The sequence below is a fragment of the Citrobacter freundii ATCC 8090 = MTCC 1658 = NBRC 12681 genome, assembly GCF_011064845.1.
Taxonomy (GTDB): domain Bacteria; phylum Pseudomonadota; class Gammaproteobacteria; order Enterobacterales; family Enterobacteriaceae; genus Citrobacter; species Citrobacter freundii.
Genome location: NZ_CP049015.1, coordinates 2,670,905 through 2,688,403, shown reverse-complemented (window position 1 = coordinate 2,688,403; position 17,499 = coordinate 2,670,905). Strand labels below are relative to the sequence as shown.

General features: G+C 48.7%; 15 protein-coding genes. 11 read left to right on the top strand and 4 right to left on the bottom strand.

The window, feature by feature from the left end; all coding sequences use genetic code 11:
* Positions 1-78 precede the first annotated feature (78 nt).
* Positions 79-1,092 carry a two-component system response regulator RssB gene (rssB, locus tag G4551_RS12895; protein ID WP_003841305.1) on the top strand — a complete coding sequence of 338 codons (1,014 nt, stop codon included), beginning with the start codon at positions 79-81 and terminating at the stop codon, positions 1,090-1,092.
* A gap of 204 nt (positions 1,093-1,296) precedes the next feature.
* Complete coding sequence (galU, locus tag G4551_RS12890) at positions 1,297-2,205, top strand: UTP--glucose-1-phosphate uridylyltransferase GalU (protein WP_003020727.1); 909 nt, start codon at positions 1,297-1,299, stop codon at positions 2,203-2,205.
* Between the two features lie 136 nt (positions 2,206-2,341).
* Here galU and hns read toward each other — a convergent pair whose 3' ends face one another.
* Positions 2,342-2,755 carry a histone-like nucleoid-structuring protein H-NS gene (gene hns, locus G4551_RS12885; RefSeq protein WP_003020723.1) on the bottom strand — a complete coding sequence of 138 codons (414 nt, stop codon included), beginning with the start codon at positions 2,753-2,755 and terminating at the stop codon, positions 2,342-2,344.
* 610 nt (positions 2,756-3,365) lie between these two features.
* Here hns and tdk point away from each other — a divergent pair.
* A complete protein-coding gene (tdk, locus tag G4551_RS12880) occupies positions 3,366-3,983 on the top strand; it encodes a thymidine kinase (protein WP_003020720.1) in 618 nt (205 codons plus the stop codon).
* A gap of 236 nt (positions 3,984-4,219) precedes the next feature.
* Here the strand turns inward: tdk and adhE are convergent, their stop codons facing one another.
* Positions 4,220-6,898 (bottom strand): bifunctional acetaldehyde-CoA/alcohol dehydrogenase, encoded by a 2,679-nt coding sequence (gene adhE / locus G4551_RS12875; protein WP_003020717.1) that lies wholly within the window; start codon positions 6,896-6,898, stop codon positions 4,220-4,222.
* Between the two features lie 487 nt (positions 6,899-7,385).
* Between adhE and ychE the strand changes: the two genes are divergently transcribed.
* The 7 genes from ychE (at position 7,386) to G4551_RS12840 (ending at position 15,310) form a co-directional block, all read left to right on the top strand.
* Positions 7,386-8,033: an NAAT family transporter YchE gene (gene ychE / locus G4551_RS12870; protein WP_003020714.1), complete on the top strand. Its 648-nt coding sequence runs from the start codon at positions 7,386-7,388 to the stop codon at positions 8,031-8,033.
* Positions 8,034-8,804: 771 nt separating this feature from the next.
* Positions 8,805-10,436 (top strand): oligopeptide ABC transporter substrate-binding protein OppA, encoded by a 1,632-nt coding sequence (gene oppA / locus G4551_RS12865; protein WP_003020712.1) that lies wholly within the window; start codon positions 8,805-8,807, stop codon positions 10,434-10,436.
* 122 nt (positions 10,437-10,558) lie between these two features.
* A complete protein-coding gene (gene oppB / locus G4551_RS12860) occupies positions 10,559-11,479 on the top strand; it encodes an oligopeptide ABC transporter permease OppB (protein ID WP_003020708.1) in 921 nt (306 codons plus the stop codon).
* 14 nt (positions 11,480-11,493) lie between these two features.
* Positions 11,494-12,402 carry an oligopeptide ABC transporter permease OppC gene (gene oppC / locus G4551_RS12855; protein ID WP_003841294.1) on the top strand — a complete coding sequence of 303 codons (909 nt, stop codon included), beginning with the start codon at positions 11,494-11,496 and terminating at the stop codon, positions 12,400-12,402.
* Between the two features lie 11 nt (positions 12,403-12,413).
* Positions 12,414-13,427 (top strand): murein tripeptide/oligopeptide ABC transporter ATP-binding protein OppD, encoded by a 1,014-nt coding sequence (oppD, locus tag G4551_RS12850; RefSeq protein ID WP_003833364.1) that lies wholly within the window; start codon positions 12,414-12,416, stop codon positions 13,425-13,427.
* The gene (oppF, locus tag G4551_RS12845; protein WP_003020696.1) at positions 13,424-14,428 is read left to right on the top strand and encodes a murein tripeptide/oligopeptide ABC transporter ATP-binding protein OppF; all 1,005 of its coding nucleotides are present in this window, start codon (positions 13,424-13,426) and stop codon (positions 14,426-14,428) included. Before oppD ends, oppF begins: the two co-directional genes overlap by 4 nt.
* 45 nt (positions 14,429-14,473) lie before the next feature.
* A complete protein-coding gene (locus G4551_RS12840; RefSeq protein ID WP_003020693.1) occupies positions 14,474-15,310 on the top strand; it encodes an ion transporter in 837 nt (278 codons plus the stop codon).
* A 37-nt stretch (positions 15,311-15,347) separates the two neighbouring features.
* Here the strand turns inward: G4551_RS12840 and G4551_RS12835 are convergent, their stop codons facing one another.
* A complete protein-coding gene (locus G4551_RS12835; RefSeq protein WP_003020691.1) occupies positions 15,348-15,677 on the bottom strand; it encodes an HI1450 family dsDNA-mimic protein in 330 nt (109 codons plus the stop codon).
* A gap of 34 nt (positions 15,678-15,711) precedes the next feature.
* Positions 15,712-17,172: a cardiolipin synthase gene (cls, locus tag G4551_RS12830; RefSeq protein ID WP_003020687.1), complete on the bottom strand. Its 1,461-nt coding sequence runs from the start codon at positions 17,170-17,172 to the stop codon at positions 15,712-15,714.
* Positions 17,173-17,314: 142 nt separating this feature from the next.
* Between cls and G4551_RS12825 the strand changes: the two genes are divergently transcribed.
* Positions 17,315-17,488, top strand: a complete 174-nt coding sequence (locus G4551_RS12825) for a YciY family protein (protein WP_003020684.1) — start codon at positions 17,315-17,317, stop codon at positions 17,486-17,488.
* Positions 17,489-17,499: the final 11 nt, after the last annotated feature.

Genomic DNA, 17,499 nt, shown 5'->3' with positions numbered 1-17,499 from the left:
CAACACTTAAGCTAATTCTGACAGGCGTGAGTGGCAATAGCATGCCACTATTTATTAAAGCCAGTCAGGGGGGAGAATATGACGCAGCCATTGGTCGGAAAACAGATTCTTATCGTTGAGGATGAGCCGGTATTTCGCTCACTCATGGACTCATGGTTTTCCTCTTTGGGAGCGACAACGGCGGTGGCTGGCGACGGGCTTGAAGCACTTGAACTACTTGGACACTTCACGCCAGATCTGATGATTTGCGATCTGGCTATGCCAAGAATGAACGGCCTCAAACTGGTTGAGTATCTACGCAATCGTGGCGATCAGACCCCGATACTGGTGATTTCTGCGACGGAAAACATGTCCGACATAGCCAAAGCGCTACGACTCGGGGTGGATGATGTCCTATTGAAGCCGGTGAAAGACCTTAATCGCTTGAGAGAAACCGTCTTTGCATGTCTTTATCCCAACATGTTTAATTCACGCGTAGAAGAAGAAGAGCGGCTGTTTCGCGACTGGGATGCGATGGTGGACGATCCTGCCGCCGCCGCGAAGCTGCTAAAAGAATTACAGCCTCCAGTGTCGCAAGTGATTTCCCACTGTCGCATTAACTATCGACAATTGGTAGTAGCCGACCAACCGGGGCTGGTGCTGGATATTGCGCCGCTGTCGGATCATGACCTTGCATTCTATTGCCTTGATGTGACGCGGGCAGGGGATAATGGTGTTTTGGCTGCATTATTATTGCGGGCGCTATTTAATGGTTTACTGCAGGAGCAACTGACACAACAAAATCAGCGGTTGCCGGAGTTAGGTACGTTATTGAAACAGGTAAATCATTTGTTGCGGCAAGCCAATTTACCAGGGCAATTTCCCTTGCTGGTGGGGTATTACCACAGCGGATTAAAAAATCTGATTCTGGTATCTGCAGGGCTGAATGCGACATTAAATACAGGTTCCCACCAAGTGCAAATCAGCAATGGCGTTCCGCTGGGTACCTTAGGTAATACGTATCTTAATCAGTTGAGCCAACATTGTGAGTCATGGCAATGCCAAATATGGGGGGCGGGAGGGCGCCTGCGCTTGATGTTGTCTGCGGAATGAACAATTGAGAGGCGTGCAAATGAAATTGGTTCACCCTCCCCGTGTTGTGAGTGCTACTATCAACGCCAGATTTATTCGTATTTATCTTAATTATACCGACGCGCGTCCTTTTCAGACCAGAAGTTTGTCGCTGTACTGATATACTCGGATGCGATACAGAATGATGAACACGTTCAATACATGAACAGTCCAGGAGAGTTTTAAATGGCTGCCCTTAATTCAAAAGTCAAAAAAGCCGTTATCCCAGTTGCGGGATTAGGAACCAGGATGTTACCGGCTACGAAAGCAATCCCGAAAGAGATGCTACCGTTGGTTGATAAGCCATTAATTCAGTACGTCGTAAACGAATGTATTGCTGCGGGCATCACTGAAATTGTACTTGTAACTCACTCGTCTAAAAATTCTATTGAAAACCACTTCGATACCAGCTTTGAACTTGAAGCGATGCTGGAAAAACGTGTAAAACGTCAGCTGCTGGAAGAAGTGCAATCTATTTGCCCGCCGCATGTGACTATTATGCAGGTGCGTCAGGGTCTGGCAAAAGGTCTGGGCCACGCAGTATTGTGCGCGCACCCTGTGGTTGGCGATGAACCGGTTGCTGTAATCCTGCCGGACGTAATTCTTGACGAATACGAATCTGATTTATCCCGCGACAACCTTGCCGAAATGATTCATCGTTTTGATGAAACAGGTAGCAGCCAGATTATGGTTGAACCGGTAGAAGATGTTACGGCTTATGGTGTTGTTGATTGTAAAGGCGTTGAATTATCCCCGGGCGAAAGCGTCCCGATGGTTGGCGTGGTTGAAAAACCAAAAGCTGATGTAGCGCCTTCTAATCTGGCCGTTGTGGGTCGTTACGTTCTTAGTGCCGATATCTGGCCTCTGCTGGCTAAAACCCCTCCGGGAGCGGGTGATGAAATTCAGCTGACAGATGCAATCGATATGCTGATTGAAAAAGAGACGGTTGAAGCTTATCACATGAAGGGCAAAAGCCATGACTGTGGTAATAAACTGGGCTATATGCAGGCGTTCGTCGAATATGGTATTCGCCATAATACTCTCGGCGCTGAATTTAAAGCCTGGCTGGAAGACGAGATGGGTATTAAGAAGTAACCTTCTGGCATTATCTGGTCAGAACGGCGCTGTATTAACAGCGCCATTTTTTTATACCTAATCCGGGTAAGGCTGAGCGAAGTACCAGTAAAAAAAATCCCGCCAATGGCGGGATTTTAAGCAAAGTATTTCTGAATTATTCCTTGATCAGGAAATCGTCCAGTTGTTTACCTTGCTCTTCCATCGCTTTTTTGATCACTGCCGGTGTACGACCCTGGCCAGTCCAGGTTTTAGTTTCACCGTTTTCGTCAACATAGCTATATTTAGCCGGACGTGCAGCGCGTTTAGCTTTGGTGCCAGATTTAACAGCAGCCATGCTATTCAGCAGTTCGTTCGGATCAATGCCGTCAGCGATCAGCATTTCACGATATTGTTGCAGTTTACGAGTGCGTTCTTCAACTTCAGCGGCAGCAGCGCTTTCTTCTTCGCGACGCTCGCTAACTACAACTTCTAATTTTTCCAGCATTTCTTCAAGCGTTTCCAGAGTGCATTCTCTTGCCTGCGCACGAAGAGTACGGATGTTGTTCAGAATTTTAAGTGCTTCGCTCATTGTAGTAATCTCAAACTTATATTGGGGTGGTTTGTTGAGCTAATAATAGAGCGATAAATTCAGTTGTGCAATAGCCAGGAATGTAAGGAATTCAAAATTGCGCTTTATTTAGTAACAGAATTAATTCTCCTGTCTTAAATTCCCCATGATGTTGGGCATAAAAAAGGCTTATTGGCGAGGGGGCTTCTCAGCAGCTGAGAGTAAAAATTCAAGATTCAGGTCACATTTTATGGTGTACAAATAGTATCTCTTTGCAGTGATTTCAACCTTTTGTATTAGTTTTGCTTACGTGAATTCGCTAATACAAGGTGAGAGTGGGTAGATTCAATAACAATATGGGAAGGGTTTCTTTATTGCCGTATGATGATAAGTGACATTGATAAATTTCATGAGCACTATTTGTGAAAGAGAGTGTATATACGCGTCCGAGCTCGGGCTGTATGGTCGATGGTTGTATGCTCTCTCACAACCTGCTACTTAAATTCAGGCGGCACTGAGCGGGCTTGCCCGCGCATTTATACGCCTTTGGGCGCAACGCTACACCGACACTTTCGTGAAATATGATACAATCCCGCGCATATTTATTTCCCCATGTGAGGGCCTTCGGTCAATGGCACAGCTATATTTTTACTATTCTGCAATGAATGCCGGTAAGTCAACTGCATTGCTGCAATCTTCGTACAATTATCAGGAACGTGGGATGCGTGCTGTTGTATATACAGCGGAAATTGATGACCGTTTTGGTGCTGGAAAAGTAAGTTCACGTATAGGTCTGTCGTCGCCTGCAAAATTGTTTAACCAAAATTCATCTTTGTACGAAGAGATTCGTGCTGAAAATGAGCAGCAAAGAATTCACTGTGTACTGGTTGATGAGTCGCAGTTTCTGACTCGACAACAGGTTTATGAATTATCTGAAGTTGTCGATCGGCTGGATATTCCTGTGTTGTGCTATGGCTTACGCACAGATTTCCGTGGTGAATTATTTGGCGGTAGCGAATACCTGCTTGCGTGGTCAGATAAGCTCGTTGAATTAAAAACCATTTGTTTCTGTGGGCGTAAGGCCAGCATGGTTTTACGTCTTGATCAGTCTGGAAGGCCCTATAACGAGGGCGAGCAGGTGGTTATTGGCGGGAATGAACGCTATGTGTCGGTATGCCGTAAACACTACAAACAGGCGCAGTCTGAGGGCTCTCTGACGGCGATACAAGAACGACACAGCCACGATTAACCTGCAGGCTTCTGAGCGCTTATAAACACAGGGTAGGCCGGGACATTCGTCAATATTCTCTACCCTGTCAGACTCTCTTCTGACGGCTATTCTCACATCTTCCTGAATACATCTCTTACCGTGCCATTCTATTCACATGGTTAAATTGGGGATCACTCATTTTTCATAACACAAGACGAAAAAAAACGGTCCCAACTGGGACCGTTTATGATGAAACTAAAACTTATCTGAGAAAATTAAGCGGATTTCTTCGCTTTCTTTTCTGCTTTCGGTGCAGCTACTGCTTCAGTCTTAGCGGTGGTCTGGCCTTCGCTGTACTCACGACCGTAGTATGTATCCAGCAGGATCTGTTTCAGTTCAGCAATCAGCGGGTAACGTGGGTTTGCACCAGTACACTGGTCATCAAACGCATCTTCAGACAGTTTGTCCACGTGTGCCAGGAAGTCAGCTTCCTGAACGCCAGCTTCACGGATAGACTTAGGAATACCCAGCTCAGCTTTGATTTCTTCCAGCCAGCCCAGCAGTTTCTGGATTTTCGCGGCAGTACGGTCACCCGGTGCGCTCAGACCCAGATGGTCTGCGATTTCAGCGTAGCGACGGCGTGCCTGCGGACGGTCGTACTGGCTGAATGCAGTCTGTTTAGTCGGGTTGTCGTTCGCGTTATAACGAATAACGTTGCTGATCAGCAGGGCGTTCGCCAGACCGTGAGGAATGTGGAACTGAGAACCCAGTTTGTGCGCCATTGAGTGACATACACCCAGGAAGGCGTTAGCAAACGCGATACCGGCGATGGTTGCTGCACTGTGTACACGCTCACGTGCTACCGGGTTCTTAGAACCTTCATGGTAGGACGCCGGCAGGTTTTCTTTCAGCAGTTTCAGCGCTTGCAGAGCCTGACCGTCGGAGAACTCAGAAGCCAGTACGGAAACGTAAGCTTCCAGAGCGTGAGTTACGGCATCGAGACCACCGAACGCACACAGGGACTTCGGCATATCCATCACCAGGTTGGCGTCAACAATCGCCATATCCGGAGTCAGCGCATAGTCTGCCAGCGGGTATTTCTGCCCAGTTGCATCGTCAGTAACAACCGCAAACGGAGTCACTTCAGAGCCGGTACCGGAAGTGGTGGTGACGGCGACCATCTTCGCTTTCACACCCATTTTCGGGAACTTGTAGATACGTTTACGGATGTCCATAAAGCGCAGCGCCAGTTCTTCGAAGTGAGTTTCCGGGTGCTCGTACATAACCCACATGATTTTCGCGGCGTCCATCGGGGAACCGCCGCCCAGCGCGATGATTACGTCTGGTTTGAAGGAGTTAGCCAGCTCAGCACCTTTGCGAACAACGGTCAGAGTTGGGTCAGCTTCAACTTCAAAGAACACTTCGGTTTCAACGCCAGCAGCTTTCAGAACGGAGGTGATCTGGTCTGCATAACCGTTGTTGAACAGGAAGCGGTCGGTCACGATGAGCGCACGTTTGTGACCATCGGTAATCACTTCATCCAGTGCGATTGGCAGAGAGCCACGACGGAAGTAGATAGATTTCGGAAGTTTGTGCCACAACATGTTTTCAGCTCGCTTAGCAACGGTTTTCTTGTTGATCAGGTGCTTAGGACCAACGTTTTCAGAGATGGAGTTACCACCCCAGGAACCACAACCCAGAGTCAGGGAAGGTGCGAGTTTGAAGTTGTACAGGTCACCGATACCACCCTGAGAAGCTGGGGTGTTAATCAGGATACGTGCGGTTTTCATCATCTGGCCGAAGTAAGCAACACGTTCTGGCTGGTTGTCCTGGTCAGTGTACAGGCAAGAGGTATGACCGATACCGCCCATCGCAACCAGTTTTTCAGCTTTAATGACTGCGTCTTCGAAGTCCTTCGCACGGTACATTGCCAGCGTCGGAGACAGTTTTTCATGAGCAAACGGTTCGCTTTCATCGACAACCGTCACTTCACCGATCAGAATCTTAGTGGTTTCTGGTACGGAGAAGCCTGCCAGTTCAGCAATCTTGTATGCCGGCTGACCAACGATAGCTGCGTTCAGCGCGCCATTTTTCAGGATAACGTCCTGGACTGCTTTCAACTCTTTGCCCTGCAGCATGTAGCCGCCGTGAGTCGCAAAACGCTCACGTACTGCATCATATACAGAGTCAACCACGACGACAGACTGCTCAGAAGCACAGATTACGCCGTTATCGAAGGTTTTAGACATCAGAACAGATGCAACAGCACGTTTGATATCAGCGGTTTCGTCGATAACAACAGGGGTGTTACCTGCGCCTACGCCGATAGCCGGTTTACCGGAGCTGTATGCCGCTTTAACCATGCCTGGACCACCGGTCGCAAGGATCAGGTTGATGTCCGGGTGGTGCATCAGCGCATTAGACAGTTCAACGGAAGGTTGATCGATCCAGCCGATCAGATCTTTCGGTGCGCCAGCAGCGATTGCTGCTTGCAGAACGATGTCTGCTGCTTTGTTAGTTGCATCTTTTGCACGCGGATGCGGAGAGAAGATGATGGCGTTACGGGTCTTCAGGCTGATCAGTGATTTGAAGATCGCAGTAGAAGTTGGGTTAGTGGTTGGAACGATACCACAGATGATACCAATTGGTTCCGCAATGGTAATGGTACCGAAAGTGTCGTCTTCAGACAGCACACCACAGGTTTTTTCATCTTTGTAAGCGTTGTAAATGTATTCAGAAGCAAAGTGGTTTTTGATCACTTTATCTTCGACAATACCCATGCCGGATTCGGCAACGGCCATTTTCGCGAGAGGGATTCGAGCGTCTGCGGCAGCCAGAGCGGCGGCACGGAAGATTTTGTCAACCTGTTCTTGAGTGAAACTGGCATATTCACGCTGGGCTTTTTTTACGCGCTCTACAAGTGCGTTAAGTTCAGCGACATTAGTAACAGCCATGATGCTCTCCTGATAATGTTAAACTTTTTTAGTAAATCATCTGCTCGATACGAGAGTATAGACAGACCGACGAAAATTTGTGTAACGGTTTGAAAATCAAACGGTTAATTAACGTCCACTTTACTTTGATTTACTAAAAGAGCTTATACGCTAGTGCCAATTAACTCTAACGCGTTACCTCCAGGTGGCGTAAGCAAGATTACTCACTTCTGAGTAGTAATTGCGTGATCTGGATCAAAAATTCGCAAAGCTGACACCTTTCAGCAGGCCCTTTTAGCGTTTCTCGTCAAGTGTTAATAAATTGACGTAATGAATGCTAATAACGTTAGCATAATTAATACATATTAATAACACTGAGTATTGGTAGCGTATTTACGTAGATATACGAAGATAGAAGGTGAAGTATGCTGACAAAAGGCGTATCTTCAGCGCGGATTTTATCAATTTTTATGACTCATTTTATCCGGCTAACGCTTCGGAGCTAACCGTGATCCAAACGCTATTTGATTTTCCTGTCTATTTTAAATTTTTCATTGGGTTATTTGCGTTGGTCAACCCGGTAGGGATCATCCCTGTCTTTATCAGTATGACCAGTTATCAAACTGCTGCAGCGCGAAACAAAACCAACCTTACGGCAAACCTGTCAGTCGCTATCATTCTGTGGACTTCGCTGTTTCTTGGTGATGGTATTCTGCAACTTTTCGGTATCTCAATAGATTCGTTCAGGATTGCCGGCGGCATTCTGGTTGTGACTATCGCGATGTCAATGATTAGCGGAAAACTAGGGGAAGATAAACAAAACAAACAGGAAAAATCAGAAACCGCAATTCGTGAGAGTATCGGCGTTGTACCGTTGGCATTGCCGTTGATGGCGGGACCGGGGGCGATAAGCTCAACTATTGTTTGGGGTACGCGATATCACAGTGCGATTAACCTGTTTGGCTTTTTTGTCGCGATTGCGCTGTTTGCCCTGTGCTGCTGGGGGCTGTTTCGCATGGCGCCATGGCTGGTACGACTGTTGGGACAAACTGGCATCAACGTCATTACGCGTATTATGGGGCTACTGTTAATGGCCTTGGGTATCGAATTCATTGTTACAGGTATCAAATCCATTTTCCCTGGTTTGCTGGCCTGATATCTCTCTTCTGTACAAACGGAGTCGGTCCCGGCTCCGTTTCCTTTCATTATCAGTAAAACTTCTCACTAAAGTTGAAAATCAGCATAGTGATAATAAAAAATGCTGATGGTTATTCATTTGTTTATTCATTGATTTTATGAATGTAACGCTCATCCATCTGCCAGAGAGAGCCTGATATCGCTGTTATTTAATTAACATCATACTCTGGGGCTTGCTGTAGGATTATCGAAATGTTATTAGTTATTTCAGCGTTTTTTTCAGTTGAATGTGCTAATTAATAACCAATTGTTAAATTTATGTGCATTTTGACGTGGTGTTGACACCTGACAGGGTAGTTAACACCTGGCTTGATATAATTTATTGTTTTTCATGGGTTTATTATAGAAAACCTTCATTCGTAAGGCTTTCTTTGTGAGATTTATTTCCAATAAAAGAGAGTTGGTTAACAAATTTGTAAAATGTATTGGCGGTTAAGAAACGCATTTGATACTTTCCGGCCAGGTATTATGCAGAAGAATTCACGTTGATGAGAATCATTTGCAGTTAGTTTCTCTCAACAGGGTAATAGCGTGTTTCCGGCAGGGGAGGCACGTAGATAATCGACGTAAGGCAGTCATACGAACCGCCAGAATAAATAAAGTCGGTGATAGCAAGCAGTAAAACAAAAAACGACCTGACGGCAGAAAATCTCCGGTGCCGTACAGTGATCCTGACAGGATTAACAGTCTGGTTAAAAAACCAGCCATAATAATGAGGGAGTACAACACAATGACTAACATCACTAAAAAAAGTTTAGTAGCTGCGGGGATCTTAACTGCGCTAGTCGCTGGAAATGTTGCCACGGCGGCAGTAGTGCCAGCGGGTGTGCAGCTTGCTGAAAAGCAGACTCTGGTGCGTAATAACGGTTCGGAAGTGCAGTCACTCGATCCCCACAAAATCGAAGGTGTACCTGAATCCAACATTAACCGTGACCTGTTTGAAGGTTTATTAATCAGTGATGTCGATGGCAAACCATCGCCTGGCGTGGCTGAAAAATGGGAAAATAAAGATTTTAAAGTCTGGACATTCCATCTGCGTAAAGATGCTAAGTGGTCTGACGGCACGCCTGTTACCGCGCAAGATTTCGTGTATAGCTGGCAACGTTTGGCTAATCCAAATACTGCATCACCGTACGCCAGTTATTTGCAGTACGGTCACATCGTCAATATTGATGATATTATCGCCGGTAAAAAACCGATCACCGATCTCGGTGTAAAAGCTCTCGACGATCATACTTTTGAAGTCACCCTCAGCGAACCTGTTCCTTATTTCTACAAACTGCTTGTGCACTCTTCCGTTTCACCAGTTCCTAGAGCTGCTGTTGAAAAATTCGGCGAGAAGTGGACCCAGCCCGCTAACATCGTTACTAACGGTGCGTATAAACTGAAAGACTGGGTTGTGAACGAGCGCATTGTGCTTGAGCGTAATACCAACTATTGGGACAACGCCAAAACGGTTATTAACCAGGTAACTTACCTGCCTATTTCTTCTGAAGTGACTGACGTTAACCGCTATCGCAGCGGTGAAATCGACATGACCTATAACAACATGCCGATTGAGTTATTCCAGAAACTGAAAAAAGAGATCCCGAACGAAGTCCACGTTGACCCGTATCTGTGCACCTATTATTACGAAATCAACAACCAGAAAGCACCGTTCAACGATGTTCGTGTTCGTACCGCCCTGAAGCTGGCGTTGGATCGTGACATTATCGTCAATAAAGTGAAAAACCAGGGTGACCTGCCGGCGTATAGCTTTACTCCTCCATACACCGATGGCGCGAAACTGGTTGAGCCAGAGTGGTTCAAGTGGTCTCAGGAAAAACGTAATGAAGAAGCGAAGAAACTGCTGGCTGAGGCCGGATATACCGCTGAGAAACCGCTGACCTTTGACCTGCTGTATAACACTTCAGACCTGCATAAGAAGCTGGCTATTGCCGCGGCATCTATCTGGAAGAAAAATCTGGGTGCTAATGTGAAGCTGGAAAACCAGGAATGGAAAACGTTCCTCGATACGCGCCATCAGGGCAACTATGATGTTTCACGTGCGGGCTGGTGTGCGGACTATAACGAACCGACGTCCTTCCTGAATATGGTGCTGTCCGACAGCTCCAATAATACCGTCCACTATAAGAGCCCGGCATTTGATAAGCTGATTGCGGATACGCTGAAAGTGACGGATGAAGCGCAGCGCAGTGAACTGTATTCGAAAGCGGAACAGCAGCTGGATAAAGATTCTGCGATTGTACCGGTTTATTACTATGTCAATGCCCGCCTGGTGAAACCATGGGTTGGCGGATACTCCGGTAAAGACCCGATGGATAATATCCACGTTAAAGACTTGTATATTATCAAGCATTAATGGCAAGACGTGGGGCAATCATTTTTGCCCCACAGTGTCTTTTTTCTTCGAACTATTAATACCGCTTTACCTGAACGTCGGGGTTAAAGAGGTATAAAGGCACACGCCAGAAGGTACGGGCAATGTTAAAATTCATATTACGTCGCTGTCTGGAAGCGATTCCGACGCTGTTTATTCTTATTACGATTTCATTCTTTATGATGCGCCTTGCGCCCGGAAGCCCATTCACCGGGGAACGCGCGTTACCGCCAGAGGTGCTGGCGAATATTGAAGCGAAATATCATCTTAACGATCCTATCTCGACGCAGTATTTCAGCTATCTGAAACAGCTGGCGCATGGCGATTTTGGACCATCCTTTAAATATAAAGACTACACGGTTAACGACCTCGTTGCTTCGAGTTTTCCGGTTTCTGCGAAGCTGGGTGCGGCAGCCTTTATTCTGGCGGTACTCGTCGGCGTTAGCGCCGGGGTGATAGCCGCGCTGAAGCAAAATACACGTTGGGATTACACGGTGATGGGGGTGGCAATGACTGGGGTAGTTATCCCCAGTTTCGTGGTCGCTCCCTTATTGGTCATGATATTTGCCATAACCTTGAAATGGCTGCCCGGCGGGGGCTGGAACGGTGGGGCGTTGAAATTTATGATCCTGCCAATGGTGGCCTTGTCACTGGCCTACATCGCCAGTATCGCTCGTATTACTCGTGGTTCGATGATTGAAGTGCTGCACTCTAACTTTATTCGTACCGCGCGCGCCAAAGGGCTGCCGATGCGGCGGATTATTTTCCGCCATGCGTTAAAACCTGCGCTGTTGCCAGTGCTGTCCTATATGGGACCGGCATTTGTCGGCATTATCACTGGTTCGATGGTTATTGAAACCATCTATGGTTTGCCTGGCATTGGTCAGTTGTTCGTCAACGGCGCGTTAAACCGCGACTATTCGCTGGTTCTGAGTCTGACCATACTGGTGGGTACGCTGACCATCGTGTTTAACGCGATTGTCGATGTGCTGTATGCCGTTATCGACCCGAAAATTCGTTACTGATACTGGAGCTCGCTATGATGTTAAGTAAGAAAAACAGCGAAGCGCTGGAGAATTTCAGTGAAAAGCTGGAGGTCGAAGGCCGCAGCCTGTGGCAGGACGCGCGTCGACGCTTTATGCATAACCGAGCTGCGGTAGCAAGCCTGGTGGTGCTGGTAATTATTGCGCTGTTCGTGACGCTCGCGCCGATGCTGTCGCAGTTTACCTACTTCGATACTGACTGGGGCATGATGTCCAGCGCGCCGGATACGGAATCAGGCCACTATTTCGGTACTGACTCGTCGGGACGCGACCTGTTGGTGCGCGTGGCGATTGGCGGGCGCATCTCGCTAATGGTCGGCATTACGGCGGCGTTGGTCGCGGTGGTTGTCGGTACGCTGTACGGTTCTCTGTCGGGCTACCTCGGCGGAAAAATCGACTCGGTGATGATGCGTCTGCTGGAAATTCTCAACTCCTTCCCGTTCATGTTCTTCGTGATCCTGCTGGTCACCTTCTTTGGTCAAAATATCCTGCTGATTTTTGTCGCTATCGGGATGGTCTCCTGGCTGGATATGGCGCGTATCGTGCGTGGACAAACGCTGAGCCTCAAGCGCAAAGAGTTTATTGAAGCGGCGCAAGTGGGTGGGGTGTCTACCGTGCGTATCGTTATCCGCCATATTGTGCCGAACGTGCTGGGTGTGGTGGTGGTATACGCTTCATTGCTGGTGCCGAGCATGATCCTGTTTGAGTCCTTCCTGAGCTTTTTGGGATTAGGTACGCAGGAGCCGTTAAGTAGCTGGGGCGCTCTGCTTAGTGATGGTGCCAACTCAATGGAAGTCTCACCATGGCTGCTGCTGTTTCCGGCAGGTTTCCTGGTGGTCACTTTGTTCTGTTTTAACTTTATTGGCGATGGCTTGCGTGATGCCCTCGACCCGAAAGACCGTTAAGGAGTGCAGCCATGAGCGTAATTGAAACCTCAACCGCGCCGCTCGCGCAACAACAGGCTAACGCACTGCTGAACGTAAAAGATTTGCGTGTGACGTTCGCTACCCCCGACGGCGATGTAACTGCGGTCAACGATTTAAACTTTTCTCTGCGAGCTGGAGAAACGCTGGGTATTGTCGGAGAATCCGGCTCAGGTAAATCGCAAACGGCCTTTGCCCTGATGGGCCTGCTGGCGGCTAATGGTCGTATCGGGGGCTCCGCTACGTTCAACGGACGTGAAATTCTGAACTTACCGGAACGTGAACTGAACAAACTGCGCGCCGAGCAGATCTCGATGATTTTCCAGGACCCGATGACGTCTCTCAATCCGTACATGCGGGTCGGGGAGCAGTTGATGGAAGTTCTGATGCTGCATAAAGGCATGAGCAAAGCGGAAGCTTTTGAAGAGTCGGTCAGAATGCTGGATGCGGTGAAAATGCCGGAAGCGCGTAAGCGCATGAAAATGTATCCGCATGAATTCTCCGGTGGTATGCGTCAGCGCGTAATGATCGCTATGGCGTTGCTGTGCAGGCCCAAATTACTGATAGCCGATGAACCGACCACTGCGCTCGATGTGACGGTACAGGCGCAAATCATGACGCTGCTGAATGAACTGAAAAGCGAATTCAACACCGCGATTATCATGATCACCCACGATCTGGGGGTTGTTGCCGGTATTTGCGATAAAGTTCTGGTGATGTACGCCGGTCGTACGATGGAATACGGCAGTGCGCGGGATGTCTTTTATAAGCCCGTTCATCCGTATTCGATTGGTTTGCTGAATGCCGTACCTCGTCTGGATGCAGAAGGGGAAGAGATGCTCACGATCCCGGGCAACCCACCGAACCTGCTGCGTCTGCCAAAAGGCTGTCCATTCCAGCCGCGTTGCCCGCATGCGATGGAAATCTGTAGCAGTGCTCCACCACTGGAGGAATTTAGTCCAGGCCGTTTGCGCGCCTGCTTTAAGCCGGTGGAGGAACTGGTATGAATGCGGTAACCGAACAACGTAAAGTGCTCCTTGAGATTGCTGACCTTAAAGTCCATTTCGATATTAAAGATGGCAAACAGTGGTTCTGGCAACCATCTAAAACCCTTAAGGCAGTTGATGGCGTAACCCTGCGACTGTATGAGGGCGAAACCCTGGGCGTGGTCGGTGAATCAGGCTGCGGGAAATCGACCTTTGCCCGTGCGATTATCGGCCTGGTGAAGGCCACCGATGGAAAGGTTGCCTGGCTGGGTAAAGATTTACTCGGCATGAAACCCGATGAGTGGCGGGAAGTACGCAGTGATATCCAGATGATTTTCCAGGATCCGCTGGCATCGTTAAACCCGCGCATGACCATTGGTGAAATCATTGCCGAACCGCTGCGTACTTATCATCCGAATCTTCCTGGTCAGGAAGTCCGCGATCGTGTGAAAGCGATGATGATGAAGGTAGGATTACTGCCCAACCTGATTAACCGCTACCCACATGAGTTTTCAGGTGGCCAGTGTCAGCGTATTGGTATTGCCCGCGCGCTGATCCTAGAACCGAAGTTGATTATCTGCGATGAACCCGTTTCGGCGCTGGACGTGTCAATCCAGGCCCAGGTGGTTAACCTGCTGCAACAACTTCAGCGAGAAATGGGATTATCGTTAATCTTCATTGCCCACGACCTCGCGGTGGTTAAACATATCTCCGACCGTGTGCTGGTTATGTATCTCGGACATGCGGTGGAATTAGGGACCTATGACGAGGTGTACCATAACCCGCTGCATCCTTATACCAAAGCGCTGATGTCTGCGGTGCCGATCCCCGATCCGGATCAGGAAAGGAACAAGGTTATCCAGTTGCTGGAAGGCGAGTTACCGTCCCCGATTAACCCTCCTTCCGGTTGCGTGTTCCGTACGCGCTGCCCGATTGCAGGGCCGGAATGCGCAAAAACGCGCCCGGTTCTCGAAGGAAGTTTCCGACACGCAGTTTCCTGCCTGAAAGTAGACCCGCTATAATTCCGAGGGCTGACAAAAGTCAGCCCTTTTTTTGGTGAGGTATCTGTGCCAGGTTTAGTCTCTTCTGTCCGCCGCGCGCTCTTTCGCAAATTATTCGATTTAAACACCCGTTCAGGGCGTCGCTTTGAAGGTATGTGCGCGCTATTCGCCTTGCTCAGCGTTATTGTTATCTTCATTGAGTCCGGAGTAGGGACGCAATACCATTTAACATTTGAGGAATGGCGCGTTTTTGTCTGGCTGGAGATCTTTATTACTCTGGTCTTTACTCTCGAATATCTTCTGCGCTTATGCTGTTGGGCCAATCCCGCCAAATATGTGTTTAGTTTCTGGGGGATAGTTGACCTTGCCACCATCCTGCCGCTGTATGTGATGTGGCTATGGCCGGAAATCAGTCTGAGTTATGTTTTCGCCTGGCGGGCGATGCGTGTCCTGCGCGTACTGCGTATTCTCAAGCTGTTGCGCTTTATGCCTTCTCTACGGGTGTTCTGGAATGCGTTAAAAAGTGCCCGACATCAGCTGATGTTGTTCTATTCCTTTATCGCCATTCTGATGGTGGTTTTTGGTGCGATGATGTATCTGATTGAAGGGCCAAAATATGGATTTACTACGCTGAATGCGTCGGTGTATTGGGCGATTGTTACTGTAACCACCGTCGGCTATGGCGATATCACACCGCACACCCCGTTGGGGCGCATGGTGGCGTCCGTGCTTATCCTGATTGGCTACTCGGTGATTGCGATACCGACGGGATTGATTACCACGCACATGAGCAGTGCGTTCCAGCATCGCGGGCACCAACGAAAATGTCCCCAGTGTCAGCAGGCGCAGCACGAACATAGCGCGCAGTTTTGTAACCGTTGCGGAAGCAAACTACCGGGCTAAAAATAAAAAAAGCTGCGAGAGCAGCTTTTTTGTTTGATTATTCGCGCCAGAGAATATGGCAGAGCTTATGATCTTTTTCGCGACATAATAAAACGCGCGCAAAAATATCGTTAATCTCGCCGTCTTCTGTATCTGCCAGACCAATCACCACTTCGGCAAAGAAATCAGGGTTCAGGTCAAAATCAACATGCTCCTGCCAGTCTTCTGCCGGATCGAATAACTCGGCACCGCCGCGTTCTTCAAACTGCAAATTGAACAGAATGATATCTGCCGGATCGAGGTTATCCGCGGCCAGTTCGAGAAAAATGTCGTAAGCCTGCTCAAGCGTTTCGTCTTCGGTCAGGCGATTGTTCAAATCCATATCCATAATGACTACCTGTTTACTGTCTGATGGGCACGTTTTACAGCAACGGACTAAAGAAGTAAAACAGTCGCTCTGCTATCCGCTGCCAGAGTGGTCGTTTTACCCACAAACGGGCATCAAGCAGGCGGGAACGCGAAATATAATCATCCTGCACGGCGGCGAGATCGCCGCCGAATCCGGCATCGTCAATGACCAGCGTGATTTCAAAATTGAGCCACAGACTGCGCATATCCAGGTTAACGGTACCGACCAGGCTCAGCTCGCCATCGACCAGTACGCTCTTGGTGTGCAGCAGGCCGCCTTCGAACTGATAAATTTTAACGCCAGCTGCCAGCAACTCAGTGAAAAAGGCCCGGCTTGCCCAGCCAACCAGCAGGGAATCATTCTTACGTGGAAGAATGATACTGACGTCGACCCCGCGCTGTGCTGCCGTACAAATTGCATGCAGCAAATCGTCGCTGGGAACAAAGTAGGGCGTGGTCATAATTAAATATTCGCGCGCTGAATAAGCTGCGGTTAACAGCGCCTGATGAATCAAGTCTTCTGGGAAACCAGGACCCGAGGCAATTGTGTGAATGGTGTGCCCGCTGGCCTGCTCAAACGGCATGATATTGACGTCCGGTGGCGGGGGCAAAATGCGCTTTCCGGTCTCAATTTCCCAGTCGCAAGAATAGACGATGCCCATAGCGGTGGCTACCGGGCCTTCCATTCTTGCCATTAAATCAACCCATTGCCCAACGCCTGCATCTTGTTTGAAGAAGCGCGGATCGACCATGTTCATGCTGCCGGTATACGCAATGTAGTTGTCGATCATAATCATTTTGCGATGCTGACGCAGGTCCATACGGCGTAAAAATACACGCATCAGGTTCACCTTCAGCGCTTCTACAACCTCGATACCTGCGTTACGCATCATCGCCGCCCAAGGGCTGCGGAAGAACGCCACGCTGCCGGCGGAGTCCAGCATCAGGCGACAGTGAATGCCACGCCTCGCGGCAGCCATTAACGACTCGGCTACCTGATCGGCCATACCACCCGGCTGCCAGATGTAGAACACCATCTCTATGTTGTGGCGCGCCAGTTGAATATCACGGATCAGCGCCTGCATCACGTCATCTGAACTGGTGAGCAGTTGCAGCTGATTTCCCTTAACGCCGGCGATTCCTTGACGACGCTCGCACAGTTTAAATAAGGAGGAGGCGACGCTGCTGTTTTCCTGCGCAAAAATATGCTTACAGGCTTTAAGATCGTTCAGCCACTTGGCCGTTGACGGCCACATTGCCCGGGCGCGTTCGGCGCGGCGTTTACCCAGGTGGAGCTCACCGAAGGACAGATAAGCAATGATCCCTACCAATGGCAGAATATAGATGATCAAAAGCCAGGCCATTGCGGAGGGCACTGCGCGTCGTTTCATTAGAATGCGTAATGTTACGCCAGCAATGAGTACCCAGTAACCCAGAATGACCAGCCAACTCACCACGGTGTAGAAGGTTGTCATAAATTTAAAAATCCTTTTGAAAGCGTATTGTTAAGAGTTTACGCATCAGGATTAATCTGGCAAATAAAAACACGGGAAAACCGCTGGTCTGCATTCGGTGTGGCGTTATAATGGCCACTCAGTGACTGAAAGAGTAGTAAACATGAAGCGTAGTAGAACGGAAGTGGGACGCTGGCGGATGCTGCGTCAGGCTAGCCGCCGTAAAGCACGTTGGCTTGAAGGACAATCGCGTCGTAATATGCGTATCCACACTATCAGAAAGTGCATTCTCAACCATCAACGCAACTCGTTGCTGTTTGCGATCCACAGCATCTGATCCCAAAAGGG